Raw genomic sequence first — 24,483 nt, forward strand, 5'->3', positions numbered from 1 at the left:
AGAAAAAAGGCGCCGGCGAACCGGCGCCTTTTCAGATGGCTGTCAGATGACAGCGATCAGATGCGTGAAGGCGGGGTGTCGCCCGTGCGCGATTGCTCGGCGCGGATGCGATCATCGCTGATCGAATCGTCGCGCAGGGTGTCAGTCCCGGTGAAGCTGCGCGGCTCCTGGGCTACCGGCTCTGTGCGGTAGCGGGCCCGTTCGGCCACGACACGGTCGCGGTCATAGGGCTCGGCCGACGCGTCGAAGCGCTCCCAGCCCTCGCTGCGATAGTCGCCGCCGCGCTTCTCCGCCTTGACGCCGCCGTGGCGTTCCAGCACGGCTTCCACATCATCGGCGCGGTCATCGGAGACACGCACGCTGACCAGCGATCCGCCGCGGCGGACGCCCTCGGCGTAGACATGGGCGTCGTCCTCGTTCTCGCCGTCATCGGTGAGCGCGCCCACCAGGCCGCCGGTCGCGCCGCCGGCTACGGCGCCGCCGATCGCGCCGGCCGCGGTCGCCGCCAGCCAGCCGGCCGCCACGACGGGGCCCACCCCCGGAATGGCGAGCATGCCGAGACCGGCCAGCAGTCCGGCGCCGCCGCCGAGGGCTGCACCAACGCCTGCGCCGGTCGCCGCGCCTTCGCCGGCCTTGTTGCCGTGATCGTGGTCGGAGTCATGCTTCGAGGCGTCCGTCGAACGGTCCGCCGCGTGCCATTCCTCGGTATTGTTGGAGATCAGGCTGATGTCGTGGCTGTGATAGCCGCCCTTCTCAAGGCTGCGAATGGCGTCAAGCCCGTCGGAATAGTGGTCGAATAGGCGTGTGATCGTGCGCATGATCATCGGTCTCCTGAAATGGCGGCCAGACTGGACAGGGAGCCGACCGGCTCGCTGAACGCTGGCGTTGGGGGTTGCCCCAGACCAACCGGCGACCGCAGAAATTGTTCAGATTCAACAGAAACCAACAACGCGAAGTCATCGTGTCCATATATTCCACGATCCACTTGCGTCTAATGTGACGATGCCATCCGACGCTGTCCTGTATTCACCGGACTTGAGAGCACGAAGTGCTTCCATATGTACATGTAGAGCAAGTTTTTTATTTCATCATCGCGGCGCGTGAGCCGGCTGATTTTGGAACAAACGCGTGATCGGGCGGTTGTGGCCACATCTTTCAAAGGATTCAGGAGAATCACCATGCGTCTCACCATGAGCGTCACCCTGTCGGCCCTGCTCGCCGCCGCCTCGCTGGCGGCCTGCTCGGAACCCAACCAGCCCATGAACGAGGCCGTGAATGAGGATCTCAACACGGAAACGACCGACACCCAGACCCAAGGCGCCAATTCCTTCACCGAAGGCCAGGCGCGTGGCCACATCGAGAACGCCGGCTACGCGAACGTCTCCGCGCTGACGCTCACCGATGACGGCCTGTGGCAGGGCACCGCCACCCGCAATGGTGAAACGCAGAACGTCTCCGTGGATTATCGCGGCGCCGTCTCGACAACACCGGAAGGCGGGGCTGCGCCCATGGCTTCGGGCAGCAACAACACGATGACGACGCCCGACCAGAACTGATCTGACGCCGCGGTCGTGTCTCCGGACACGGCCGCGGTTCCGGCCCGCGGTCGCTAGCCCTTGGCGGGAATGATAGTCACGCTCTCGCCGCACCCGCAGGCGTCCGTCTCGTTCGGATTACGGAACACGAATTTCGACGCCAGCTTCGACGTCTCATAGTCGATCTCGGTCCCGATCAGGAACAGCACCGCCCTGGGGTCGATCAGGATGGTGACGCCCTTGTCCTCCACCACCTCGTCCAGCGGCTCGACCGCCTCGGCATAGGCGAAGGTGTATTCCTGCCCCGCGCAGCCGCCGTTCTTCACCCCCACGCGCAGGCCCACATAGGGCTGCTCGGCCTTGGCCATGATCGCCTTGACCCGTGCGGCGGCGGCGTCCGTCAGGGTGACGGCCTTGGGGCGCGGGCGGCGCGGACGGGGGGTGACGACAGCGGTGTCCATCAGAACATGTTCAGTTGCAGCTTGGCCTCGTCGCTCATGCGCGAGGGGTCCCACGGCGGGTCGAACACCAGATTGGCGCGGGCGGACTTGATGCCCGGCACCGTCCGCACCGCGTCCTCGACCCAGCCCGGCATCTCGCCGGCCACCGGGCAGCCCGGCGCGGTCAGGGTCATCTCCACCACCACGTCGCGGTCGTCGGACACGTCCACTTTATAGATCAGGCCCAGCTCATAGATGTCGACCGGGATCTCCGGGTCGAACACGGTCTTGAGCGCCGTGACCAGCTCGTCGGTCAGGCGGTCCAGTTCGGCCTGGTCCAGGGCGCCGGTCTTCGGCGCGTCCCAGGCTTCGGCGAAGGTGGCGTTATCGGTGATCGGCTTGTCGTCCATGGTCATCAGATAAAGAACTCGCGCGCCTTGATCAGCGCATCCACGAAGGCGTCGGCGTCCTCCGTCGTATTATATAGGGCGAACGAGGCGCGCGCGCTCGACGTCACCCCCATCCTTTTGGCCAGCGGCTCGGCGCAGTGCAGGCCCGCCCGCACCGCCACGCCGTAGCGATCCATGATCTGGGCGATGTCATGGGCGTGGGCGCCGTCGACGGTGAAGGTCAGGATCGCCCCCTTCCCCTCCGCCTCGCCCAGCACCCGCAGCCCGTCGACCCCGTCCAGCCTTGCCCGCGCATGGGCGTACAGCGCCTGTTCGTGGGCGATGACCTGGGCCTTGTCGAAGCCCATCAGCCACTCCAGCGCCGCGCCCAGGCCAATGGCCTCCAGGATCGGCGGCGTGCCCGCCTCGAACCGGTGCGGCGGCTTCGCATAGGTGACCCGGTCTTCCTCCACCGTCTCGATCATCTCGCCGCCGCCCTGCCACGGCGGCAGGCTCTCCAGCGCCTCCGCGGTTCCGTACAGCGCCCCGATGCCCGTGGGCCCATACAGCTTGTGGCCGGTCAGCACGTACCAGTCGCAGCCGATGGCCTGCACGTCCGGCGCGCAATGCACGGCCCCCTGGCACCCGTCGATCAGCACCCGCGCCCCGGCCCTGTGCGCCAGCCGCGTGATCTCGGTGATGGGATTGATGGTGCCCAGCACATTGGACATGTGCGTCACCGCCACGACCTTCGTCCGCTCCGTCAGCAGCGCCTCGAACGCCGCCATGTCCAGCGACCCGTCGTCCAGCACCGGCGCCCATTTCAGCACCGCCCCATGCCGCTCGCGCAGCATGTGCCAGGGCACGATGTTGGAGTGATGCTCCATCTGGCTGACGATGATCTCATCGCCCGGCTGGATCGACGCGCCGACCCCCGCCGCCACCAGATTGATCGCCTCGGTCCCGCCCTTGGTGAAGACGATATTGGTTTCGGCTTCCGCGTTCAGGAACCGCGCCACGGTCGCCCGCGCGCCCTCGAACGCCTCGGTGGTCTCATTGGCCAGGGTGTGCAGGCCCCGGTGCACGTTGGCGTAACTGCCCGACATGGCCCCGGTCAGGGCCTCGATCACCGCCCGGGGCTTCTGGGCCGAGGCGGCGGAGTCCAGATAGACCAGCGGCCGCCCGTTCACCGTCCGCGACAGGATCGGGAACTGCGCCCGCGCGGCATGGGCGTCAAAGGACAGCAATCCTCCCCCATCGGGGGAGGTGGCGCGGCGCGTTTGCGCCGTGACGGAGGGGGCCTGCCGCGCCGCCGGTGTCAGGGTCTGGGGGCCCCCCCCCCCCCACCCCGAGGGGCCCCCCCCCGGCGCCGGGGCGGCTGGGGCCACACCCCCCCGCACCCCCCCCCCCGGGGGGTGGGGGGCGCGGGGGTTTGGCGCGGGGCGGGGGGGGCCCTGCCGCGCCGCCGGTGTCAGGGTCTGGCCCCCTCCACCATGCTGCGCATGGTCCCCCTCCCCCGATGGGGGAGGAAGGTTCACAGCCGCGCCTCCAGCCATTCCCGCACCCTTTCCCGCGCGCCCTCGTGATCGATGCGGTCCACGACCTCGATCAGGAACGCCTGCACCAGCAGCGCCCGCGCCTCGTCCGCCGACAGGCCGCGCTGCTGCATGTAGAACAGGGCGCTCTCGTCCAGCGCCCCCACCGTATTGCCGTGCGCGCACTGCACGTCGTCGGCGTAGATCTCCAGCTCCGGCTTGGCGTCCACCTCCCCCCGTTCCGACAGGATCAGCGCGTGATGCCCCATGCGCGCATCGGTGCCGTCGGCCCCGCGCTGGACGATGATCTTGCCCTGGAACACCCCCCGCGCCTGATCCCGCACCACGCCCTTGGTCAGCTGCGACGTGACCCCGTTCAGGCCCGAGTGGCTGACCACGCTGGTCATGTCCGCATGGCGCGAGCCGGTCAGCAGATAGACGCCGTCCATCCGCACGTCCGCGCCCTGCCCGCCGTGAGTCAGATGCGTTTCCTGACGTTGCAGTTTCGCCCCGGTCAGCAGGGTGGTCTGGCGGAACGTCCCGCCCGGCGCCACGGCGACCCTCGCCTCGGCCACCGAGATGGCGTCCTCGGGCTCGTCCACCAGCACCACGCGCGTCACCTCGGCGCCCGCCGGGATGTCGATGTCCAGCCGGTTGTGCGCCACATAGCCGGCGCCCGATCCCTCATGGCTTTCCAGCAGCAGCAGCTTCGCCCCCGGCTTCACCGCGATGCGCGCGACCGCGCTGTGGCCGGTGTTCGTCGCCGCCGACACGAAGCGCAGGCGCAGAGTCTGCTCGCCCGAGGCCACGAAGGCGTCCGCCCCGACGGCCCGCCCGTTGGCGAACGCCATCTCCTCGCCACCCAAGGCTGCGAACGGCCCGCCCGGCGCGACGGCTGCCTCAGGCGACGGCACAGGCGCCTCGCGCAGAACCCTGCGCAGGTCGCTGTATTTCCACGCCTCCACCCGCCGCGACGGGAAGGTGGCCGGATCGTTCAGGTTCAGGACCGCCGCGCTCACGCCGCCGCCGGAAGGAACTTGTCGTAGCCTTCCGCCTCCAGTTCGTGGGCCAGTTCCGGCCCGCCCGAGGCGACGATGCGCCCGGCCGCCAGCACGTGCACCCGGTCCGGTCTGATGTAGTCCAGCAGGCGCTGATAGTGGGTGATCACCAGCATCGACCGCTCCGGCGACCGCAGGGCGTTCACCCCCTCGGCCACGATGCGCAGGGCGTCGATATCCAGCCCCGAATCCGTCTCATCAAGGATCAGCAGCGACGGCTCCAGCAGCGCCATCTGCAGGATCTCCATCCGCTTCTTCTCGCCGCCGGAGAAGCCCACGTTCAGGGGCCGCTTCAGCATGTCGAAGTCCATCTTCAGGGCCCTGGACGCCTCGCGCACCTTCTTCAGGAAGTCCGGCGCGGAGATCTCGGCCTCGCCCCGCGCGCGCCGCTGGGCGTTCAACGCCGTGCGCACGAAGGTCAGGGCCGGCACGCCCGGAATCTCGATGGGGTACTGGAACGACAGGAACACGCCCTTCGCCGCCCGCTCGGCCGGGTCCAGCGCCAGCAGGTCCTCGCCCCGCCAGGTCGCGGACCCCTCCGCCGCCTCATAGCCGGGCCGCCCGGCCAGGGCGTAGCCCAGGGTCGACTTCCCCGCCCCGTTCGGCCCCATGACCGCATGCACCTCCCCCGCCGGCACGTCGAGCGTCAGGCCGTTGAGGATGGGTTTGTCGTCGAGAGAGACGTGGAGGTTGGAGATGGTGAGCATCAGTTGGACTCTGGCGTAGGTTGGACGCGGCTCAGGTCTTGCCGCGTGTCGTAAAATGAAATGACCACCACCTCGTCAGGCAGAACCTGAAAGACGATGATCTTGCGCCACCGAAGCAGGCTGGCTTCCCGCAAGCCCTGCCATCGGGACGGGCGATAGGCGAACGGGTGCGCTCCGGTTCTCAGCGAAAGGGCTTCGCTTTCGGCCAGGGCGCGGTCGGTCAGACGCGAGTCTTGCCGTTCGAGGGAATCGAGCCATTCCCGTTGCGCGTTCCTCGCTTCTTCCGACCACCGGACCCGCCTCATCGCCTGTAGCGGGCCTTGAGCTCGGCGAAAACCTCGTCGTGATCATACACCCGCCCGGCCGCCACATCCTCCAGCCCGCGCCGGATGGACGCGATCTGGTCATCGGACAGCGGCGCGCCGGCCTCTTGCTCAGCCGCGATCTGTTCAGCGGCCGAAGCGACAAACGCCTCGACGGACATGCCGATCTCGGCGGCGGCGCGCTTCAGCCGATCAGCGGCGTCGGTTTCAAACGGAATGGCGATGGTTTCCATCAGTCGGACCTCATTGTGACGCAACGCTACCAGAATTCCCCACCGCCCCGTCCGGCCCCATCACCCAATGGGGAGGGAGAACGCTGAAATGGCCGAGGGTGCGAAAACGTCGTTTTGCAGGAATCCAGGCGGCGAGGGAGTAAGGCAAGGGATCGGGAAAATACGCCCAGACCCGCTCCGCTAGGACCCAGAGTTCATCGCCGACCCGGGCCCACCACCAGAAATCGGCGTCGATCTTGTCCATTCGCGGTTCGCTGGCCTGCGCTGCAAAATCCTCACGCCGGTTCCATGATGCCGGGGTCTCGGCGCGCCTCATGAACTCCCGGAATTCACGCTCATCTCTGAGCTCAAGAGCGTAGGTCGGAAGCACCGTGCGCGTCGGCTGCCACTCGTAAGGGGGCTCACCGAGAGGGCGCGCAGCAGGGGCCACTTGCCTGGGCCGTGACTTGCTGAACCACCCAAACATTACCCCACGCTCCCTTCCAGCGAGATCGCCAACACAACATCCGTCATCCTCGGGCTTGTCCCGAGGACCCATTTGTCAGGGCCCGCGAACCGTAGGCCAGCGCGCGCGGCCGGATGCCATGAACTGGAACGATCCATGCCGCTGAACGATGGGTCGTCGGGACAAGCCCGAGGATGACGGGGGGTGGGAGTGAGCGCTGCGCCTACTCGTCCGTCGGCCCGTGTTTCCACACCGGCGGGCGATCCCACTCCAGCGACAGGTCGTCCCAGTCGGGATTCTCCCGCTCGATCAGATTGATCTTCCACGCGCGCAGATACCGCTTCAGCGCCTTCTCGCGCCGGATGGCGGACGTCATCAGTTCGAAGGATTCGAACCAGACCAGGCGCTTCAGGCCGTGCTCCCTCGTGAAGCCCGAAAAGGCCCCCGTCCGGTGCTGGTGCACGCGCTGATACAGGTTGCTGGTCACGCCGGTGTAGAGCGTTCCGAACGGCTTGTTCGTCACGATGTAGGCGGCGATCAGCGGGCGTTCGCGTCCCATGCGGTGGAGAATGCGGACAAATGGGTCCTCGGGACAAGCCCGAGGATGACGGAGACTGGAGGATCATCCGACCGACCCTTCCAGGCTGATCGCCACCAGCTTCTGCGCCTCCACCGCGAACTCCATCGGCAGTTCCTGCAGCACGTCGCGGACGAAGCCGTTGACCAGCAGGGCCACCGCCTCTTCCTCCGACAGGCCGCGCTGCTGGGCATAGAACAGCTGGTCGTCCGACAGGCGCGTGGTGGTGGCCTCGTGCTCCAGCAGAGCCGAGCCGTTGCGGGCCTCGATATAGGGCACGGTGTGGCTGCCGCAGTCCTTGCCGATGAGCAAGGAGTCGCACTGGGTGAAATTGCGCACGCCGGTCGCCTTCGGATGCACAGACACCAGCCCGCGATACGTGGAGTCCGATTTCCCGGCCGAGACCGCCTTGGCGATGATCCGGCTCTTCGAGTTCTTGCCCAGATGGATCATCTTGGTGCCGGTGTCGGCCTGCTGATGACCGTTGGTGATGGCGATGGAATAGAACTCGCCCGAGCTGTCCTCGCCCTTGAGGATGCAGGAAGGATATTTCCACGTCACCGCCGAACCGGTCTCCACCTGGGTCCAGCTGACCTTGGACCGGTCGCCCCGGCAGTCGGCGCGCTTGGTAACGAAGTTGTAGATGCCGCCCTTGCCCTCGGCGTCGCCGGGATACCAGTTCTGGACCGTCGAATACTTCACCTCGGCGTCGTCCAGCGCCACGATCTCCACCACCGCGGCGTGCAGCTGGTTCTCGTCGCGCATGGGGGCGGTGCAGCCCTCCAGATACGAGACATAGCTGCCCTTGTCGGCGATGATCAGGGTGCGCTCGAACTGGCCCGTCTGGCTCGCATTGATGCGGAAATAGGTCGACAACTCCATGGGGCAACGGACCCCCGGCGGCACATAGACGAACGACCCGTCCGAAAACACCGCGCTGTTCAGGGCCGCGAAATAGTTGTCCGACACCGGCACCACCGTGCCCAGGTACTGGCGCACCAGTTCGGGGTGTTCGCGCAGGGCCTCGGAGATCGGCATGAAGATCACGCCGGCCTTCTTCAGCTCTTCCTTGAAGGTGGTGACCACGCTGACGGAGTCGAACACGGCGTCCACCGCATAGCGCGGCGCACCCTCGACCCCCGCCAGAACCGCCTGCTCGCCCAGCGGAATGCCCAGTTTCGCGTAGACGGCCAGCAGCTCCGGATCGACCTCGTCCAGCGACTTGGGCCCGTCCTTCTTCTTGGGCGCGGCGTAGTAGTACAGGTCCTGATAGTCGATGGGCTGGTAGCGCACCGCCGACCAGGTGGGCTCCTCCATGGCCAGCCAGCGCTCATAGGCGGCCAGACGCCATTCCAGCATCCACTCGGGCTCGCCCTTCTTCTCGGAGATGAAGCGCACGATGTCGGTGTTCAGGCCCTTGGGCGCGAACTCCTGCTCGATGTCGGAAGTGAAGCCGTGCTTGTACCGCTCCAGTTCCGCGACCGTGTCGATTGTCTCTTTAACTGCAGCCATTTACGCGACTTCCTTCGCGCGCACACTCAGGCGCGCGACATGCTTTTCAAATGCGGCGGTCCACACGTCCGCGAACCGCGTCCAGTCGGCTTCCTGCGTGCCCCAGCCGCCCGAGGCGCGCACCGCGCCCGTGGCCAGCCGGTCCAGCCCCATGGCGACCAGCGTCCTGGACGGCTTTGTCTTGCCCGACGAACAGGCGCTGCCCGCCGAGACCATGACGCCCGCCAGATCCAGCCCGATCAGCTGCTGCGGGCTGTCCCAGCCTTCCACCGCCAGAAACAGGGTGTTGGGCAGGCGATCCGCCCCCTCGCCGACCACCGCCGCGCCCGCCGCCTTGACCCGCCGGGCCGCCGCGTCGCGCCAGACCGCATGATCCGCCGCCTGCGCCAGCTCGCCGCCCGCGATCTCGGCCGCCGCGCCGAACCCGGCGATGCCCGCGGTGTTCTCGGTGCCCGCGCGCAGACCCCGCTCCTGCCCGGCGCCGTGCAGGATGCGCACGAGGGTCAGCCCCTCGCGCACCACCAGCGCCCCGACGCCCTGCGCCGCGCCCAGCTTGTGCCCCGACAGGGTCAGGGTGTCCGCATCCAGCGCCCCCATGTCCACGGCGATCTTGCCCGCCGACTGGATGGCGTCCACGTGCAGCCAGCCGCCCGCCGCCCGCACCAGCGCGGCGGCCTCGGCGATGGGCTGGATCACGCCGCTTTCATTGTTCGCATGATGGATGGCGACCGCCGCCCGGCCCGGCCGTTGCAGCGCCCCGGCCAGCCAGTCCAGATCGACCACGCCGTCGCCGTCCACCGGCAGAACCTCCACCGCAACGCCGCTGGCCATCGCCGCCTCGGCCACGCACGGATGCTCGGTGGCCGACACGATCAGCCGCTCGCAGCCCGCCGCGATGGCGCTGGCGATGCCTTGCGCATTGGCTTCGGTGCCGCCGCTGGAGAACACCACCGCCGTCGGGTCGGCCCCGACCAGCGCCGCCACCTGGGCCCGCGCCGTCTCGATGCGCGAGCGGGCGCGGCGGCCCAGCGCATGCACCGCATTGGGGTTGCCCCCCTCGGCCAGCACCTCGGCCATGAGCGCCCGCACCTGCGGCCGCACCAGCGCCGTCGAATTGTAGTCCAGATAGACGCTCACGCCGCCACCTCTTCCCGGGCGTCGACCGGTGCCGGGCGGCGCGTGCGCTTCAGCACCACGTCCTCCAGGCTGACGCTGGACAGATAGCGGTGGATCTCATCGCCCAGCCCCGCCCACAGGTCATGGGTGATGCAGCGTTCGCCGCCGATCATGCAGCCCCTGGGCGAGCCCTGCACCGAACAGCGCGTGGCCCGGATCGGCTCGTCCACCGCCAGCACGATGTCCGACACCATGATCTCGGACGACGCCGACGACAGGCGGTATCCGCCGCCGGGCCCGCGCACGCTCTTGACCAGCCCGGCCCGGCGCAGGCGCGCGAACAGTTGTTCCAAATAGCTGAGGGAGATTTCCTGACGCGCGGCGATCTCGGCCAGGGACACGGCGCGCTCACGCCCGTGGCGGGCCAGATCGGCCATGGCCATCACGGCGTAACGTCCCTTTGTCGAAAGTCGCATGGCGCACCTCAAGAAATCGCGCGCTTTTCGGGGCTCCTGTGCTAGAACCCGCGGCTTCATGGGCCATGGCGCGTGGGGTGGAGATATAAAGTCCCACCCCCATGGTCAAGTATTACGCAGCTGCGAAACGACAGTTGAAGACAGGATTCCACCAGATTCATGCCTGAAGTCATCCTGAGCGGCGCCTCCGGTCGCATCGAAGCCCGCTACTCCCCCGGCAAGCGCGAGAACGCGCCCATCGCCCTGATCCTGCATCCGCACCCCAAGGCGGGCGGGCACATGAACAATCCCATTGCGGTGCACCTGTACCAGCTGTTCCAGAAGCGCGGCTTCGCCACCCTGCGGTACAACTCGCGCGGCGTGGGCAAGTCCCAGGGCGAGTTTGACTCCGGCATCGGCGAACTGGCCGACGCGGCCACCGCCCTGGACTGGCTCCAGACCGAGAACCCCGGCGCCAGCCAGACCTGGGTCGCCGGCTATCAGTTCGGCGCCTACATCGGCATGCAGCTGCTGATGCGCCGGCCCGAGACGGACGGCTTCATCTCGGTGTCGCCGCCCACCAACATCTACGACTTCAGCTTCCTGGCGCCCTGCCCGGCCTCCGGCCTGTTCCTGCACGGCACCGCCGACACCATCGTGCCGCCGGTCGAGGTGGAGCGCGTGGTCAACAAGCTGCGCACCCAGAAGGGCATCACCATCGACTACGAGCTGGAAGAGGGCGCCACCCACTTCTGGCAGGACCACCTTCCCGCCGTGGAACGCCGCGTCGGCGCCTATCTGGACATGCGCCTGGAAGCCGACCCGGCGTAGGAGAACCCCATGAATCGGGTGCATTCTTGTATTTCCCGTCTGGGCGGAGCTGCGCTCGTCATCCTGTTCACGCTCGTCCTCCCTGGCGCCGCGAACGCGACCTATTCCATTGTAGCCTGCGACAGCACCCGTTCCTGCGGAGCGGCGGTCGCCACCCACAATCTGGCTGTCGGCGCCACCGTCATCTACGCCCGAGCCGGCGCAGGCGCTTTGGCGACCCAGTTCGAAACCAACCCGAATTACGGGCCGGCCGGTCTCTCCCTGCTTGAAGCGGGCCATGACGCCGACCAGGTCCTGGCGAACCTGCTCGCCAATGACGGAAACTTCGAAGGCCAAGGTCCGGCTTTCCGGCAACTTGGCGTGGTGTCTGCTGGGGGAAGCGCCTCCGTCTTCACCGGTTCGGAGGCTCTGGCGTCTCCGTGGGCCGGCGACAGATATGGTCCGATGTATTCGGTACAGGGCAATGGCCTCGCGGGCGCCGCCGTCCTCGAGGCGATGGAGGCCGCCTTCCTTGCAAGTGATGGAAAGCCCCTCGCGGAACGCCTGCTTCTGGCTCTGGAAGCCGGTGAAGCTGTCGGGGGGCAGACCATTGGCGGCATGTCTGCCGCCCTGCTGGTGCGCACCCCCGACGGAACATGGAGCGACACCGACTTCCGCGTCGACGCCTCTTCCCGTCCAATTCAGGATCTGCGTCGCCTGTGGAACTTCAATCAGGCTCACAGCCACATGATCCGCGCGGAACGGTCGGCGCGCCGCAGCGATGCCGAAGCAGCGGCCCGCGACATCGACACCGCCCTTGTCCTGGGCGGCGACTGGGATCGCATACAGCGTCGCGCCGCCCGCCTTTGGGCATCACTAGGCCGCTCGGGCCCCGCGCTTGAGGCCCTGACCGCGTTCATCCGTCTCAATCCGGCTTGGGGCAGGATCGAGATCGCGGACCCGCTATATGATCCGCTCCGCGCCGATTCGACCTTTCCGACCGGTATCTAGAGCTCGAATCCGGGCACGGCCGTGCACCGTGATCCAGAGGCCGACGCGCCGACCAAATGGGTCCTCGGCCCGAGGATGACGGATTGAGGTTCCACCTCAACAGTGATCGTCAGCACGCTATCGCGCCAATGCGGCCAGAACTTCCTCATGTTCCACCATCACGTCACGCGCGATGGCCAGCTGGCGTTCGGTCTCTGTCCGGTGGGTGACCACTGTCACGCCGGACTCATCCACCGCGATGACATCGCCACGCTCGGCGCCTAGCGTCTTGAGCGACGCATCATCCAGCAGAATGGCCGCCCGGCCCTCGATGTCTTCGATCTGCAACTGGATCATGGCTCTTCTCCTGCGGAGAGAATAGTGACATTTCCCCTCCTCTCCAAATCCCGGCAGGTCCCTTGTCCCACGTCATCATCCACACCGACGGCGCCTGTCGCGGCAACCCCGGTCCCGGCGGCTGGGGCGCGGTGATGCACTGGGGAGAGCGCGAGAAAGAGCTGTGGGGCGGCGAAAAGCTGACCACCAACAACCGCATGGAGCTGATGGCCGCCATCCAGGCGCTGGAGGCCCTGACGCGCCCCTGCAAGGTCGAGCTGCACACCGACAGCAAATACGTCATGCAGGGCATCGAGCAGTGGATCCACGGCTGGAAGGCGCGCGGCTGGAAGACGGCGGACAAAAAGCCGGTCAAGAACGAGGACCTGTGGAAGCGCCTCGACGCCGCCCGCGCCCGCCACGACGTCCGCTGGCGCTGGGTCAAGGGCCACGCCGGCCACCAATGGAACGAGCGCGCCGACGCCCTCGCCAACCGGGGCGTGGATGAGCTGAAGGGCTAGGGTCTGTCCCAACAAATCCGTCATCCTCGGGCTTGTCCCGAGGACCCATTGTGGCCTCAAGCGCGATTTTGAGGCGCTTTGACTGTGCGGTGCGACCCGGCGACCTGTCGAGACTGTTTTCGCCATAGGCCCTCGGGACAAGCCCGAGGGTGACGGAATATTGAAATCATTGAACTAATTTAGCTCGACTTACAGTACACGACCTAGCCCACGACAGCCTGGACCGCGCGCACCTTCAGGCGCGAGCCGCTGACCGATTCCACGACCACGGCCTGCCCCACCATGGGGGCCTCGCCATCGATCTCGGCCGCCCACTCGGACCCCGAGATGAACACCCGGCCGCGGCCCTCGGCGAAGGCCTGGACCACCTGCGCCCGTTGCCCCACCAGCCGGCTGTCGCGATCGTTGATGTCGGCCGCGTCGCCCGGGTTGATCCGCTTGATGAAGCGCCGCGCCAGAACGGTGAACACCACCGTCAGCAGGGCGAACACGATCAGTTCCCCGGCCCAGCCCAGCGGCAGGCCGAGAGCCGTCAGCACCGCCACCACCCCGGCGGCGGCGGCGGGCCACAGCAGCCATTCGGTGGTCATGGAGACCTCGACGGCCAGCAACGCCACGCCGACGGCCAGCCAGATCCAGAACGGCTGGGCCGAATACAGATCGATCAGCCAGTCCATGGCCTACTCCGTGCCGGGGACCGATCCGCGCGGACGGCGCGGGGCGGTCTGGGTCGGCGGCGGCGAGTTGGTGGTGGTCGGACGCGGGGCGGGGCGCGCGGCCTGACGGTCGTCGCGACGGTCCTGCTGCTGGTCCCGGGCCAGGCCGACCAGTTCGCCCAGGCCGGCGATGGTGCCGACCAGTCCGCCCATCTCGGCGGGGACGATGACGGTCTTCTGCTGCGGGCTGCGGGCCAGCTCGGCGAAGGCCTCCACGTACTTCTGGGCCACGAAGTAGTTGATGGCGTTGACGTCGCCGGCGGCGATGGCCTGGGACACCATTGCGGTGGCGCGGGCCTCGGCCTCGGCTTCCCGCTCGCGGGCCTCGGCGTCGCGGAAGGCGGCTTCCTTGCGGCCCTCGGCCTCCAGAATGGCCGCCTGCTTGGCGCCCTCGGCCCGGGCGATGGCGGCCTGCTTCTCGCCGTCCGCCTCGGTGATGATGGCGCGCCGCTCGCGTTCGGCCTTCATCTGGCGGGCCATGGCGTTGGTGATGTCCACCGGCGGGGTCAGGTCCTTGATCTCGATCCGGTTGACCTTGACGCCCCACGGCTCGGTGGCCGCGTCGATCACGGTCAGCAGGCGCGAGTTGATGCTGTCGCGCTGGAACAGCACCTCGTCCAGTTCCATGGAGCCCACCACGGTCCGCAGATTGGTCGAGCACAGCTGGGTGATGGCGTAGTTGAGGTCATCGACCCGGTAGGCCGCGGCCGAGGCGCTCATCACCTGGATGAAGACGATGGCGTCCACCTTCACCATGGCGTTGTCCTTGGTGATGACCTCCTGCTGGGGCACGTCCAGGACCTGCTCCATCATGTTCATGCGGCGGCCGATGCCCTCGACGAAGGGCGTCAGGAAGCTGATCCCGGGGCTCAGGGTGCGGGTGTATTTGCCGAACCGCTCCACGGTGAACTCGCGCCCCTGGGGCACGATCTTGATGACGCTGAACGCCAGGGCGATGGCCATCACCACCACCACGATCGCAAATACGGACAAACCCATGGGCAGCCTCCCTTTTTCAGCCCAACCCTACCCCGCCATGAACCGCCGGACCATCGAAACCGGAACGTGAGGAATTACTTCCGCGTCATCGGGCTCATCGGGCCCGCTGCGGCGTCAGCCCCGGCCGCGATAGGTCGGCACGCCCTGGTCGGGCAGCCACAGCCCCTCGGGCGCCGGCCCGGTCTGCCAGAACACGTCGATGGGGATGCCCCCGCGCGGATACCAGTAGCCGCCGATCCTCAGCCATTTCGGCGCCAGCAGGTCCGCCAGCCGCTTGCCGATGGCCACCGTGCAGTCCTCATGGAACGCCCCGTGGTTACGGAACGACGTGAGGTACATCTTCAAGCTCTTTGATTCGACCAGCCATTCGCCCGGCGCATAGTCGATCACCAGATGGGCGAAGTCCGGCTGGGCCGTCACCGGGCACAGGCTGGTGAACTCCGGCGCCGTGAAGCGCGCCAGGTACAGGGTGTCAGCATGCGGATTGGGCACGCGCTCCAGAACGGCCTGTTCGGGGCTGTCGAAGCCCCGTACATCGCCGCCGAGCTGGGTGAGGCCGGAAGTGTTCGTGATCATGGACCCGCTTTAGCGCCTCGCCGCGCCCCGGTCATCACCTCAGAATGGTCAGGCCAGCGGCGTCCATTCCTCATGGGCCGGCAGCGGCGCGAACAGGGCGTCCAGTTGCGCGTCCGTGACGTCCGCCAGATCAGCCGGCGACCACTTCGGCGCATTGTCCTTGTCCACGATCACCGCGCGCACCCCCTCCTGGAAGTCGTGGGTGCGCACGACCCGTCCGCCCAGCCGGTACTCCATGGCCATGTTCTCGGCGAAGGATGTCAGCCCCGCCCCGGTGCGTATCTGGCGCAGCGAGACCTTCATGGACTGGGGCGACTTGGTCTTGAGGATCGACAGCTGCTTGAGCGCCCAGTCCGACCCGTCCGCCTCCAGCGCCATGAAGATCGCCTCCACCGTGTCATGGCCGAACAGCCGGTCGATGGCGTCGCGGTGCTCGTCCAGCGGCGACGGGCCGGGGTCGGCGGCGAAATGCTCCGCCACAGCCTTCGGATCGGCCGGCTCGGCCGTCAGCGCCGCCTTCAGGGCCCCCGCCTGCTCCGACGGCATGAAGTGGGTGTGGATCCCCAGCGCCACCGTGTCCGCCGCCTTCAGCCGCGCCCCGGTCAGGGCCAGCCACGCGCCGGTCTGGCCCGGCAGGCGCGGCAGGAACCAGCCCCCGCCCACATCGGGGAACAGGCCGATGCCCGTCTCCGGCATGGCGTAGGTGGTCCGCTCGGTGGCGATGCGCACGTCCGCCGGCTCGCTGATGCCCACGCCGCCGCCCATGACGATGCCGTCCACCAGCGCCGTCACCGGCCTGGGATAGTCGAACAGCAGATGGTTCAGCCGGTATTCCGCATGGAAGAACGCCTTGGCCTCCAACGCATCCCCCGCCCCGCTCTCGGCGATCATGCGGATGTCGCCCCCGGCGCAGAACCCCCGCTCGCCCGCGTGGTCGATCAGCACCGACTGGACCGCCGGATCGTCGCGCCAGTCCAGCAGCGCCGCGATCATCGCCTCGCACATGCCCTTGTTCAGCGCATGGATGGCTTTGGGCCGGTTCAGGGTGATGACGCCGAGGCCGGTCTCGACGCGGGTGAGGATTTCAGGTTCTGAGGTCATGGCGAGGGCTTAGTCGCGCAGATCGAACACGTCCACACCAGCGGCGCGCGCGGCGTCCAGAAGCCGGTGGTCGCGACTGGCCAGCCCGCCGCCATGATCCATGGCATGGAGCAGATAGGCGGTGTCAAACAGCGTGAGGTCCAGCGCCGCGGCCGCCCCGACGGTTTCCAGCACCGCCTCAGGTGAAGGCGCGGGCGCGATCTCGATCCCAAGGGCGTGGAGGCGATCACACAGGTCCATGGGTTCCATGCCCGCCCGACGGCTGCGGGTGGCGATCAGATTGCCGACTTCCCAAGCGAAAATGCCCGGCGCGGCAAAGCGCCTGTCCGCGCTGTCAGTCAGGAACGCGTCCGCAGCGCCAGACGCCTGCGCCGGAAAAAGCCAGCTGACCGCCGCCGAGGCGTCAATCGTAACGGTCTTCATCGCGCGCGATCCGCTTCAACTCGTCCCAGCTCAGATCGTCGAACCCGGGCACAACGGGTCGCGCGTCGCGGGTCGCAAGGATGGCGGCGACGGTCTTCTTCCATTCCGCGGGATCGCGTCGGCGTGGCTGACTGACGGGCACAAGCTTGGCCGCCGCGCGTCCGTGTCGTGTGAGGACGATCTCCTCCCCCGTACGCTCCACGTCCGCGACCAGACCCGACAGCCCGGTCTTGGCCTCCAGAATGCCGACTTCACGCATGACACGCTCTCCTGACCATTATGGTCAGAATAGCAGAAATCCCGGCCCGGGCCTACTGTCGCAGCATCTCCCGCGCGGTGATCACGCGCATGATCTCGTTGGTGCCTTCCAGGATGCGGTGCACCCGAAGGTCGCGCACGATGCGCTCCAGCGGGTAGTCCTTCAGGTAGCCGTAGCCACCATGGAGCTGGAGCGCTTCGTCAGCAATGGAAAAACACGCGTCGGTGGCCAGCCGCTTGGCCATGGCGCACCATTTGGTCTTTTCCGCATGGGCCGTGTCGATGGCCCAGGCCCCGCGCAGCACCATCAGCCGGGCGGCGTCCAGTTGCGTCGCCATGTCCGCCAGCTTGAACTGGGTGTTCTGGAACTCCGCCAGCGCCTTGCCGAACTGCTTGCGGCTGGCGACGTAGGCCTGCGCCGTCTCCAGCGCCAGCCGCGCCCCGCCCAGCGAACAGGCCGCGATGTTCAGCCGCCCGCCGTCCAGCCCCATCATCGCATAGCGGAACCCGTCGCCCTCCTGGCCCAGCAGGTTGGCCGCCGGCACCCGGCAGTCGTCGAACGAGACGATGGCCGTGGGCTGGGCGTTCCAGCCCATCTTCTTCTCCTGCGCGCCGAAGCTCAGGCCCGGCGTGTCCTTGTCCACAACGAAGGCCGAAATTCCCCTGGCGCCCTCCCCGCCCGTGCGGGCCATGACCACATAGATGTCCGACGTCCCCGCGCCCGAGATGAAGGCCTTGGAGCCGTTCAGCACATAGTGATCCCCGTCCTTCACCGCCGTGGTCCGCAGCGCCGCCGCGTCCGACCCCGAGCCCGGCTCGGTCAGGCAGTAGCTGGCGATCCGGTCCATGCTCACCAGCGACGGCACATAACGCGCCCGCAGGTCATCCGAGCCGAACCCGTCGATCATCCAGGTGGCCATGTTGTGGATCGAGATGAAGGCCGCCACGGACACGTCGCCCCGCGACAGCTCTTCAAAGATCACCGCCGCCTCGACCCGGCCCAGCGCCATGCCGCCGTGCTCCTCGCCCGCATAGATGGCGCAGAAGCCCATCTCGGCGGCCGCCTTCATCACGTCGACGGGGAAGTGCTTTTCCTCGTCCCAGCGGGCCGAATGGGGCGCCAGTTCGGCCTCGGCGAAGGCCCGTGCGGCCTCCTGAATGGCGCGTTGATCCTCGGTGAGGGCGAAGTCCATGAACATCCCTGAAAGCTTCGCGGCTTTGCGCCGCTGTTGCGATTGGTCTATGCGGCGGCCTTGAACGGCGCGTCGTCGGGGGCTGACGGCGGAATCCATGAGGAAACCCGCATGAGCGACACCGCTAATACCGGACAGGGGCGCGATCCGTCGAGCGATGATCGCAACCTGGCCATGGTCGGCCACGCCCTGATGTTCGCCGCGCCCTTCGTGTTCGGCCTCACCGCCCTGATGGCCGTGGTCATCGCCTATGTGCGCAAGCCCGAGGCCGAGCCCCTGGCCTGCAGCCATTACCGCTACCAGATCCGCCACTTCTGGATCGCCTTCGCCCTGGCCATGATCGCCTTCATCGCCCTGGCCGTCGGGGTGGTGTTCCTGCTCGTGGATCTGGTCCGCCTGGTGATCGCCAACGCGCCGGGCGACGCCTGGGAGGCCGTGGCCATGCAGGTCAGCCCCGAAATGCCGGTGGTTTTCTTCGTCGGCGTCTTCGTGTTCCTGATCGCCTACGCCCTGGCCAGCCTGTGGGTGATCATCTCCTCGGTCATCGGCATGGTGCGCCTCGGCGCCCGGCAGCCCATGGGCCGCGTTTCGGTCTGAAAGTTCCGGTCATGAGCGTCTTCACCCCCGCCCCCTTCCCCGCCGCGCGCCCGCGCCGCCTGCGCCGCACCCCGTGGGTCCGCTCGCTGGTGGCCGAGCATGTGCTGACCCCCTCCGACCTGATCTGGCCGCTGATCGTCCACGATGGGCCCGAGGACCGCGTCCCCGTCCCCTCCATGCCCGGCGTCGACCGCCTCAGCCCGAAAGCCGCCGCGCAGGCCGCGAAGGAAGCCGCATCGCTGGGCATCCCCGCCGTGGCCCTGTTCCCCAACATCGACCCGTCGAAAAAGGACGCCGAGGCCTCCGGCGCCGTGGACCTCGACGGCCTCATCCCCGACTGCATCAAGGCCATCAAGGACGCGGCGCCGGAGATCGGCGTCATGACCGATGTGGCGCTGGACTGCTACGCCGACCACGGCCACGACGGCCTGATCGAGAACGGGGTCATCGTCAACGACGCCACACTGGACCGTCTGGCCGAGATGGCCTTCATCCACGCCCATGCGGGCGCCGACATGGTCGGGCCGTCCGATATGATGGACGGCCGCGTGGCCGCCATCCGCGACGCGCTGGAGGCCAACGGCTTCCAGGACGTGCTGATCCTGTCCTACGCCGCCAAATACGCCTCGGCCTTCTACGGCCCCTACCGCGACGCCGTCGGCTCCGCGAAAGCCCTGACCGGCGACAAGAAGACCTATCAGATGGACTTCGCCAATTCCGAGGAGGCCCTGCGCGAGGTGGCCGCCGATCTGGCCGAGGGCGCCGACGCGGTGATGGTCAAGCCGGGCCTGCCCTATCTGGACATCGTGCGCCGCATCCACGAGGCGTTCCACGTGCCCACCTTCGCCTATCAGGTGTCCGGCGAGTACGCGATGATGCGCGCCGCCGCCGCCAACGGCTGGCTGGACGAGGACCGGGCCATCCTCGAGACCCTGACCGCCTTCAAGCGCGCCGGCTGCGCGGGCGTCCTGACCTATTTCGCGCCGCGCGCCGCCCGCCTGCTGGGCGCCTGACCGGTCGCGCCGTTACAGCGGCCCGCTACAGCGGAAAGGCCACTTCCACCACCAGCCCGGCCGGGTCCCAGTTGCGGGTGATCGTGCCCTTGATCTGACCGACCACCCCCGCCTTCAGCAACGAGCCGAAGCCTTCGCGCGTCGGCGGCGCCACCGGCGGCCCGCCGGTCTCGCGCCAGACCAGGGTCACCCGGCCGTCCTCGAGCGCCCAGGTCACCGACACCTTGCCGTCGACATGGCTGCAGGCGCCGTACTTGTTCGCATTGGTGGCCATCTCGTGGATCAGCATGCTGATGGGCTGGACCTGCTCGGGCGACAGCGCCACCTCGGGCCCCTGCGCCGTGACGCTGTCCTTCGGGCACAGCGCCTCCAGCTCCTCGCGCACCACATCCTCCAGCCGCCCGCCTTCCCAGCGCCGGTTGGCCAGCGAGGTCTGCGCCCGCGCCAGGGCGTTGATCCGCCCCGCCAGAATGGTCTTGTAGCTGTCCAGATCATCGGCCCGCGTCAGCTGCGCCAGCGAATGCACCACCGCCAGCACATTGCGCGCGCGGTGATCCACCTCGCGCATCAGCAGGTTGCGCGCCGTCTCGTGGCGCTTCTCATCGCTGATGTCCCGCGCCTCGATGATCGTTCCGACCACCTTGGCCTCCTCGTCCTGCACCGGACTGGCGGTGAAGGCGACCGGATAGAACGACCCGTCCTTGTGGACGAAGATCTCCTCGCCCTGCGTCCCCACCTTCTCGGGAAAGCTGCGGTCGATGGGGCAGTCCTCCAGCGGGAACGGCGTGCCGTCCGGATGGGTGTGATGGATCACGTCGTGCAGCGGCCGTCCCGTGACCTCGGCGAACGAGAACCCCGTCAGGTCCTCCGCCGCCTTGTTCATGAACACGCAGTGCTGGTGCTCATTCATCAGGAACACGGCCATGGTCGTATTGCCGAGGATCGCATCCAGCCGCGCCGAGATCTCCAGCAGTTCGGACTCGATTTTCCGATGGCTCGTGATGTCCTGGATGGCCGCGTAGAACACCCGGTCGCCGCCCTCGTCGAACAACTGCAGCTTGACCGAGACGTTGTAGTCCGTCCCGTCCTTGCGCCGGTGAACCGTCTCGAACTCCAGCCGCTCCACCGCGCCCGACTGCAGCGGATGCACCAGCGCCAGAAACGCCTCGCGCGTGATCTGCGGCTTCAGGTCCCACGGCGTCAGCCCATGAAGCTCCTCGATGGTATAGCCGAGGTTCTCGCGCGCGCCCTTGTTGACCAGCCGGAAGCGGAAATCCTCGTTGGAGAAGATGTAAACCTCGCTGGCCGCCTCCTCGACAATACGCCCGAGACGATCGCTGGTCAGTCCGATTCCGCTGGGCATGCTGGACAGTTCCGCCTCGAAGGTTTGCCGCTCGCCACCTCCTAGGACAGTCCGCGATCCCGTGACAATCACATTGCCGCTCACGCGGGCGGCGACCGGGCCCACAAAGGGTTCACGACCCTCAGCGCACCAGCCGCACCACCGCCCCTTCCGCCGCATCCGACACGCCGTCGGCCAGCGCCCGCACCACCTTCGCCGCCTCGTCCAGCCCCTGATGCTCGACGATCCGGATCCACGGCGCGGTTGGGTCGACCACCCGTTCGAAGAAGGCCCGCTGGTCCGCGAAGAAGCGCTCGTAGAAGGCGCGCAGCGTGCCCCGCTCGCGGTGCGCGTCCAGACAGGTGGCGGCGAAGAAGAACTGGGGCCTCGGCCCCACCAGCGCCGGATCGTCCTTGGGAAAGGCGTCGCCCTGGGTCGAGCCGACCAGACAGTCATAGGTCAAATCCGCGCCAAACCTCGCGTGCACCCGCCGCCGCATGTCGGGATCGCCGGCCAGATCCAGATACAGCGTCGGCACGCCCGTCGGCAGGGTCTCGATCTCCTCGTAGCCGTGCACCGCCTGATAGGCCCCCAGCCCCTCGACGAAGGCCCGGTTGCGCGCCCCCGTCAGGGCGATCAGCCTCACGTCGTCTTCGGCCATGCACCAGGCCGCGCCATAGGCGGTCTTGGACGAGGCGCTGGACACCACCACCTGTCTCGCGCCGAAGAAGGCGTGCTCGCGCAGGAAATCCACCGCCGTGTAGGAGGTGATGAACAGCGGCCGGAACAGCGCCTCCGGGTTCTCCAGCGCCACGTCATAGTTGGCGTCGGCGGCGCACAGCACATAGCGGTTATAGATGTCGGGCACCGCCTTGCGCCAGGGCGCGGCGTCGGCGAACCCGCCCTTGCTGATCTTCTCGGCCTGCACCACCAGCGTGTCGGCCATGGGGAAATAGCCGAACACCCGCGCCCCGACCTCGATCCCCGGCGCCCGCGACGCCGCCACATCGGCGAAGCCCCACACCGGCATCAACCCGAAATCGTCGCGCCCGGTCGGAAACACCCGCCAGTAGCCGATGGCGTCGCCATAGGCCGCATAGGTGATGTTGTTGGTGGTCAGGGAGAACCGGTCCAGCGCCAGCACCACCTCGCCCTCCGCGGGCTCCGGGGTGACCACGGTGTCCAGCAGGGTCTCGCCGAAATCGGCCTTGCGGGTCATCAGTCGGCGGTTCAGATCAGACATGGCGGCCTCCTCGCGCGTTTCCTTGGTGCAGCCTAGCGGACAACGCGGTTGACGCAGGAGAAGGTTCGGCCCGCCACGGGACATTTCGCCTCGTCGACCCGCCCTGCCACGCGACGCCCGCCCTCCGCCGCAAGCATTGACTTCCCCTGCTGCACAGGCGCATGCTGATTTCATCATGTGTAGATGCGCCATCCTTTCGCGGAATACGCTTCACGCCGGGCGCTTCGCCGGACGCGCCTGACCCCAAATCCGTAACGAGCGAACGCTCAGGGTTTGGGGACTGTTTTCGACCGCCCGACATCGTCATCCCACCGCCCCCGTGACTTCGGGCGCGCGCCGACGCCTGTCCGGAAACCTCAATTCAACCTTCAGATTCCTCCGCGGCCCGCGAGGGCGCGCGTCCTTACTTGCGCGTCCAGACGACGCCGAACATGCGAGACCTCCCATGACCAACAGCCGATCAAAGCCTGCCCGCAAACCCCGACTGCTCATCACCGCCACCGACCTCGAGATCCTGGAGTCCATGGTCGGCCATGCCCCCGCCTCCGCCGCCGCGCGGCTGCTGGATGAAGAGCTGGCGCGCGCCGTGGTGGTCAATGACGCCTTCAACGCCCGCCCCTTCTGCCGCATCGGCAGCTGGGTGACCTATGAGGACCTCGGCTCGGGCCAGACCCGCGAGATCCAGCTGGTGCTGCCCGCCGACGCCGACATCGACCGGCGCCGCGTCTCGGTCCTCAGCCTGGTGGGCGTCTCCCTGCTGGGTCTGGCCGTCGACGCCGAATTCGGCTGGACCGACGACAAGGGCCGCCCCCACCGCCTCCGGGTCCTCGACGTGACGCCAGAGCCTCTCGCCCGGGTCGCCTAGGGCGGCCGGGCCCCGTTCATCCCGCATTTTCCGGCGCCAATGCCAGGGCCTGCAAGGGTTCACCGTCTCAAACCCCTGTTTTTCGCCGCACGCCTCCGGGGCGCCGGATAATGGCGGGATGAGCATGACCGTCGTTCCCCCCGCCCCGCCCGGCCGCCTGACCGGAGACTCCCGCCGCTGGACCGCCGCCCGTGAGGAGTATCTGGCCGGCGCCACAGCCGAGGCGGTCTGCCGCCGCCACGACCTGCGCCTGTCCACCTTCCGCCGCTACCTGCAGGAAGGCGGCTGGCGCCGCATGGACCAGCCCGACGCGCCTGAAGAACCGCCGCCAGAGCCCCCGACGGCGCAGGACGACCCCCTTGTCATCCCGGACGCGCCGACAGGCGCGAGCCGGGACGGGACGGAGGCGCCCCTCACCGCCGCCCAGATGGTCGACAAATGCTGGTCCCACGTCCAGGCCGCCGTCGCCGCCGGCCGCCTGATCGAGGCCCGCGGCTGGCTGCGCCTCTACAAGGACCTGAAACCCATCGCCCGCCTTGAGGAGATCGAGGCCCGCGAGGCCCGCATGGACCGCGCGGCCGCGGAACGCCGCGCGGCGGAGGCGGCGCAAATCGCCGGGGATCGCCTTGTCATCCCGCAAGCGCCGCAGGCGCTGTCCGGGACCCCGTTGCACTGTTTTTCGGCTTCGGAGTCTCACGAACCGCCCCGCGCCGCCGATCCGGTCGAGGCCCCCCGCGACGCCGCCACCCGCCATCTGGTGAGGCTCGCCACCCGTCTGGCCGCCATCACCAGCCAGGCCGGACAGGCCACGCCCGCCGGGACAGTGAGACTCCCGTTGCACTCTTTTTCACCCGAAGAGTCTCACGCGCCCGACTCCCTCGACGCCCTGCGCCGGCTCCAGACCGAAATCGCGGCCCTCCGCGGCGCGGAGCCCCGCTCCCCCGCCCTCCCGGGCGCCCCGTGAGACTCTCATTGCACTGGTTTTCGCGCGCAGAGTCTCAACGTCCCCACCCCCGTCATCCTCGGGCTTGTCCCGAGGACCCATTGCGGCTCCGGTCACGACCGGAAAGGGACTGAACACCCGGCTGGACCCGGGCTCCGTCCCGGAACCGCATGGCCGTGGGCCCCCGGCCCGCCGACGGGCGGAACGCATCCTCGCCGGCTCACGTTGATCA

30 protein-coding genes are annotated in these 24,483 nt (G+C 68.0%); 8 read left to right on the forward strand and 22 right to left on the reverse strand.

Annotated elements, in window-relative coordinates:
- Window positions 1-56 precede the first annotated feature (56 nt).
- Complete coding sequence (locus ACK4SE_RS10340) at window positions 57-818, reverse strand: hypothetical protein (RefSeq protein ID WP_409692108.1); 762 nt, start codon at window positions 816-818, stop codon at window positions 57-59.
- Window positions 819-1,190: 372 nt separating this feature from the next.
- On the opposite strand from ACK4SE_RS10340, the gene ACK4SE_RS10345 reads away from it, so the two are divergent.
- A complete protein-coding gene (locus tag ACK4SE_RS10345; RefSeq protein ID WP_409692109.1) occupies window positions 1,191-1,556 on the forward strand; it encodes a hypothetical protein in 366 nt (121 codons plus the stop codon).
- Window positions 1,557-1,609: 53 nt separating this feature from the next.
- On the opposite strand, the gene ACK4SE_RS10350 is transcribed toward ACK4SE_RS10345, so the two are convergent.
- The 11 genes from ACK4SE_RS10350 to ACK4SE_RS10400 form a co-directional block, all read right to left on the reverse strand.
- The gene (locus ACK4SE_RS10350) at window positions 1,610-1,996 is read right to left on the reverse strand and encodes a HesB/IscA family protein (protein WP_409692112.1); all 387 of its coding nucleotides are present in this window, start codon (window positions 1,994-1,996) and stop codon (window positions 1,610-1,612) included.
- A complete protein-coding gene (locus ACK4SE_RS10355; RefSeq protein ID WP_409692300.1) occupies window positions 1,996-2,385 on the reverse strand; it encodes an SUF system Fe-S cluster assembly protein in 390 nt (129 codons plus the stop codon). The genes ACK4SE_RS10350 and ACK4SE_RS10355 overlap by 1 nt, the downstream gene beginning before the upstream one ends.
- Before the next feature lie 5 nt (window positions 2,386-2,390).
- Window positions 2,391-3,608 (reverse strand): cysteine desulfurase, encoded by a 1,218-nt coding sequence (locus ACK4SE_RS10360; RefSeq protein WP_409692303.1) that lies wholly within the window; start codon window positions 3,606-3,608, stop codon window positions 2,391-2,393.
- A gap of 290 nt (window positions 3,609-3,898) precedes the next feature.
- Window positions 3,899-4,918: a Fe-S cluster assembly protein SufD gene (sufD, locus tag ACK4SE_RS10365; protein ID WP_409692115.1), complete on the reverse strand. Its 1,020-nt coding sequence runs from the start codon at window positions 4,916-4,918 to the stop codon at window positions 3,899-3,901.
- A complete protein-coding gene (gene sufC, locus ACK4SE_RS10370) occupies window positions 4,915-5,664 on the reverse strand; it encodes a Fe-S cluster assembly ATPase SufC (RefSeq protein ID WP_409692118.1) in 750 nt (249 codons plus the stop codon). The genes sufD and sufC overlap by 4 nt, the downstream gene beginning before the upstream one ends.
- Window positions 5,665-5,965: 301 nt before the next feature.
- Entirely contained in the window at window positions 5,966-6,220 is a 255-nt protein-coding gene (locus ACK4SE_RS10375; RefSeq protein ID WP_409692121.1) for a hypothetical protein, read from the reverse strand.
- A 10-nt stretch (window positions 6,221-6,230) separates the two neighbouring features.
- Window positions 6,231-6,464 (reverse strand): hypothetical protein, encoded by a 234-nt coding sequence (locus ACK4SE_RS10380; protein WP_409692123.1) that lies wholly within the window; start codon window positions 6,462-6,464, stop codon window positions 6,231-6,233.
- A 424-nt stretch (window positions 6,465-6,888) separates the two neighbouring features.
- The gene (locus ACK4SE_RS10385; RefSeq protein ID WP_409692126.1) at window positions 6,889-7,224 is read right to left on the reverse strand and encodes a GIY-YIG nuclease family protein; all 336 of its coding nucleotides are present in this window, start codon (window positions 7,222-7,224) and stop codon (window positions 6,889-6,891) included.
- A 63-nt stretch (window positions 7,225-7,287) separates the two neighbouring features.
- Entirely contained in the window at window positions 7,288-8,754 is a 1,467-nt protein-coding gene (gene sufB, locus ACK4SE_RS10390) for a Fe-S cluster assembly protein SufB (RefSeq protein ID WP_409692128.1), read from the reverse strand.
- A complete protein-coding gene (locus ACK4SE_RS10395) occupies window positions 8,755-9,891 on the reverse strand; it encodes a cysteine desulfurase family protein (protein ID WP_409692130.1) in 1,137 nt (378 codons plus the stop codon).
- Window positions 9,888-10,346 (reverse strand): Rrf2 family transcriptional regulator, encoded by a 459-nt coding sequence (locus ACK4SE_RS10400; protein ID WP_409692132.1) that lies wholly within the window; start codon window positions 10,344-10,346, stop codon window positions 9,888-9,890. Before ACK4SE_RS10400 ends, ACK4SE_RS10395 begins: the two co-directional genes overlap by 4 nt.
- 159 nt (window positions 10,347-10,505) lie before the next feature.
- Between ACK4SE_RS10400 and ACK4SE_RS10405 the strand changes: the two genes are divergently transcribed.
- Both ACK4SE_RS10405 and ACK4SE_RS10410 read left to right on the forward strand, forming a co-directional pair.
- On the forward strand, window positions 10,506-11,156 hold the full coding sequence (locus tag ACK4SE_RS10405; protein ID WP_409692133.1) for an alpha/beta hydrolase: 651 nt from the start codon (window positions 10,506-10,508) through the stop codon (window positions 11,154-11,156).
- A 9-nt stretch (window positions 11,157-11,165) separates the two neighbouring features.
- Entirely contained in the window at window positions 11,166-12,146 is a 981-nt protein-coding gene (locus tag ACK4SE_RS10410) for a DUF1028 domain-containing protein (RefSeq protein WP_409692135.1), read from the forward strand.
- A 117-nt stretch (window positions 12,147-12,263) separates the two neighbouring features.
- On the opposite strand, the gene ACK4SE_RS10415 is transcribed toward ACK4SE_RS10410, so the two are convergent.
- Window positions 12,264-12,482, reverse strand: a complete 219-nt coding sequence (locus tag ACK4SE_RS10415; RefSeq protein ID WP_409692137.1) for a hypothetical protein — start codon at window positions 12,480-12,482, stop codon at window positions 12,264-12,266.
- 62 nt (window positions 12,483-12,544) lie between these two features.
- On the opposite strand from ACK4SE_RS10415, the gene rnhA reads away from it, so the two are divergent.
- The gene (gene rnhA / locus ACK4SE_RS10420) at window positions 12,545-12,982 is read left to right on the forward strand and encodes a ribonuclease HI (RefSeq protein WP_021697578.1); all 438 of its coding nucleotides are present in this window, start codon (window positions 12,545-12,547) and stop codon (window positions 12,980-12,982) included.
- 203 nt (window positions 12,983-13,185) lie between these two features.
- Here rnhA and ACK4SE_RS10425 read toward each other — a convergent pair whose 3' ends face one another.
- From ACK4SE_RS10425 to ACK4SE_RS10455, 7 genes are all read right to left on the reverse strand, one after another.
- Window positions 13,186-13,659, reverse strand: coding sequence for an NfeD family protein (locus tag ACK4SE_RS10425; protein WP_409692140.1), 474 nt, complete (start codon window positions 13,657-13,659; stop codon window positions 13,186-13,188).
- A gap of 3 nt (window positions 13,660-13,662) precedes the next feature.
- A complete protein-coding gene (locus ACK4SE_RS10430; protein ID WP_409692143.1) occupies window positions 13,663-14,697 on the reverse strand; it encodes an SPFH domain-containing protein in 1,035 nt (344 codons plus the stop codon).
- Window positions 14,698-14,811: 114 nt separating this feature from the next.
- Window positions 14,812-15,273, reverse strand: a complete 462-nt coding sequence (gene queF, locus ACK4SE_RS10435) for a preQ(1) synthase (protein ID WP_409692145.1) — start codon at window positions 15,271-15,273, stop codon at window positions 14,812-14,814.
- Window positions 15,274-15,321: 48 nt separating this feature from the next.
- On the reverse strand, window positions 15,322-16,374 hold the full coding sequence (locus tag ACK4SE_RS10440; protein ID WP_409692148.1) for an enoyl-CoA hydratase/isomerase family protein: 1,053 nt from the start codon (window positions 16,372-16,374) through the stop codon (window positions 15,322-15,324).
- A gap of 9 nt (window positions 16,375-16,383) precedes the next feature.
- The gene (locus tag ACK4SE_RS10445; RefSeq protein ID WP_409692150.1) at window positions 16,384-16,797 is read right to left on the reverse strand and encodes a type II toxin-antitoxin system VapC family toxin; all 414 of its coding nucleotides are present in this window, start codon (window positions 16,795-16,797) and stop codon (window positions 16,384-16,386) included.
- Window positions 16,778-17,056, reverse strand: coding sequence for a type II toxin-antitoxin system Phd/YefM family antitoxin (locus ACK4SE_RS10450; RefSeq protein ID WP_409692153.1), 279 nt, complete (start codon window positions 17,054-17,056; stop codon window positions 16,778-16,780). The genes ACK4SE_RS10445 and ACK4SE_RS10450 overlap by 20 nt, the downstream gene beginning before the upstream one ends.
- A gap of 52 nt (window positions 17,057-17,108) precedes the next feature.
- Window positions 17,109-18,248 (reverse strand): acyl-CoA dehydrogenase family protein, encoded by a 1,140-nt coding sequence (locus ACK4SE_RS10455; RefSeq protein WP_409692155.1) that lies wholly within the window; start codon window positions 18,246-18,248, stop codon window positions 17,109-17,111.
- Window positions 18,249-18,359: 111 nt separating this feature from the next.
- Here ACK4SE_RS10455 and ACK4SE_RS10460 point away from each other — a divergent pair, with 111 nt between their 5' ends.
- Window positions 18,360-18,845, forward strand: coding sequence for a DUF4870 family protein (locus ACK4SE_RS10460; RefSeq protein WP_409692158.1), 486 nt, complete (start codon window positions 18,360-18,362; stop codon window positions 18,843-18,845).
- A gap of 11 nt (window positions 18,846-18,856) precedes the next feature.
- Window positions 18,857-19,858: a porphobilinogen synthase gene (gene hemB / locus ACK4SE_RS10465; RefSeq protein ID WP_409692161.1), complete on the forward strand. Its 1,002-nt coding sequence runs from the start codon at window positions 18,857-18,859 to the stop codon at window positions 19,856-19,858.
- A 25-nt stretch (window positions 19,859-19,883) separates the two neighbouring features.
- Here the strand turns inward: hemB and ACK4SE_RS10470 are convergent, their stop codons facing one another.
- Both ACK4SE_RS10470 and ACK4SE_RS10475 read right to left on the reverse strand, forming a co-directional pair.
- Window positions 19,884-21,221, reverse strand: a complete 1,338-nt coding sequence (locus ACK4SE_RS10470) for a PAS domain S-box protein (RefSeq protein WP_409692164.1) — start codon at window positions 21,219-21,221, stop codon at window positions 19,884-19,886.
- A 121-nt stretch (window positions 21,222-21,342) separates the two neighbouring features.
- On the reverse strand, window positions 21,343-22,443 hold the full coding sequence (locus tag ACK4SE_RS10475; RefSeq protein WP_409692167.1) for a DUF2855 family protein: 1,101 nt from the start codon (window positions 22,441-22,443) through the stop codon (window positions 21,343-21,345).
- Between the two features lie 445 nt (window positions 22,444-22,888).
- Here ACK4SE_RS10475 and ACK4SE_RS10480 point away from each other — a divergent pair, with 445 nt between their 5' ends.
- The gene (locus ACK4SE_RS10480; RefSeq protein ID WP_409692170.1) at window positions 22,889-23,308 is read left to right on the forward strand and encodes a GreA/GreB family elongation factor; all 420 of its coding nucleotides are present in this window, start codon (window positions 22,889-22,891) and stop codon (window positions 23,306-23,308) included.
- Between the two features lie 124 nt (window positions 23,309-23,432).
- Window positions 23,433-24,272, forward strand: a complete 840-nt coding sequence (locus ACK4SE_RS10485) for a hypothetical protein (protein WP_409692172.1) — start codon at window positions 23,433-23,435, stop codon at window positions 24,270-24,272.
- Window positions 24,273-24,483 lie beyond the last annotated feature (211 nt).

It is taken from the genome of Brevundimonas sp., assembly GCF_046293315.1.
Classification (GTDB): Bacteria; Pseudomonadota; Alphaproteobacteria; order Caulobacterales; family Caulobacteraceae; genus Brevundimonas.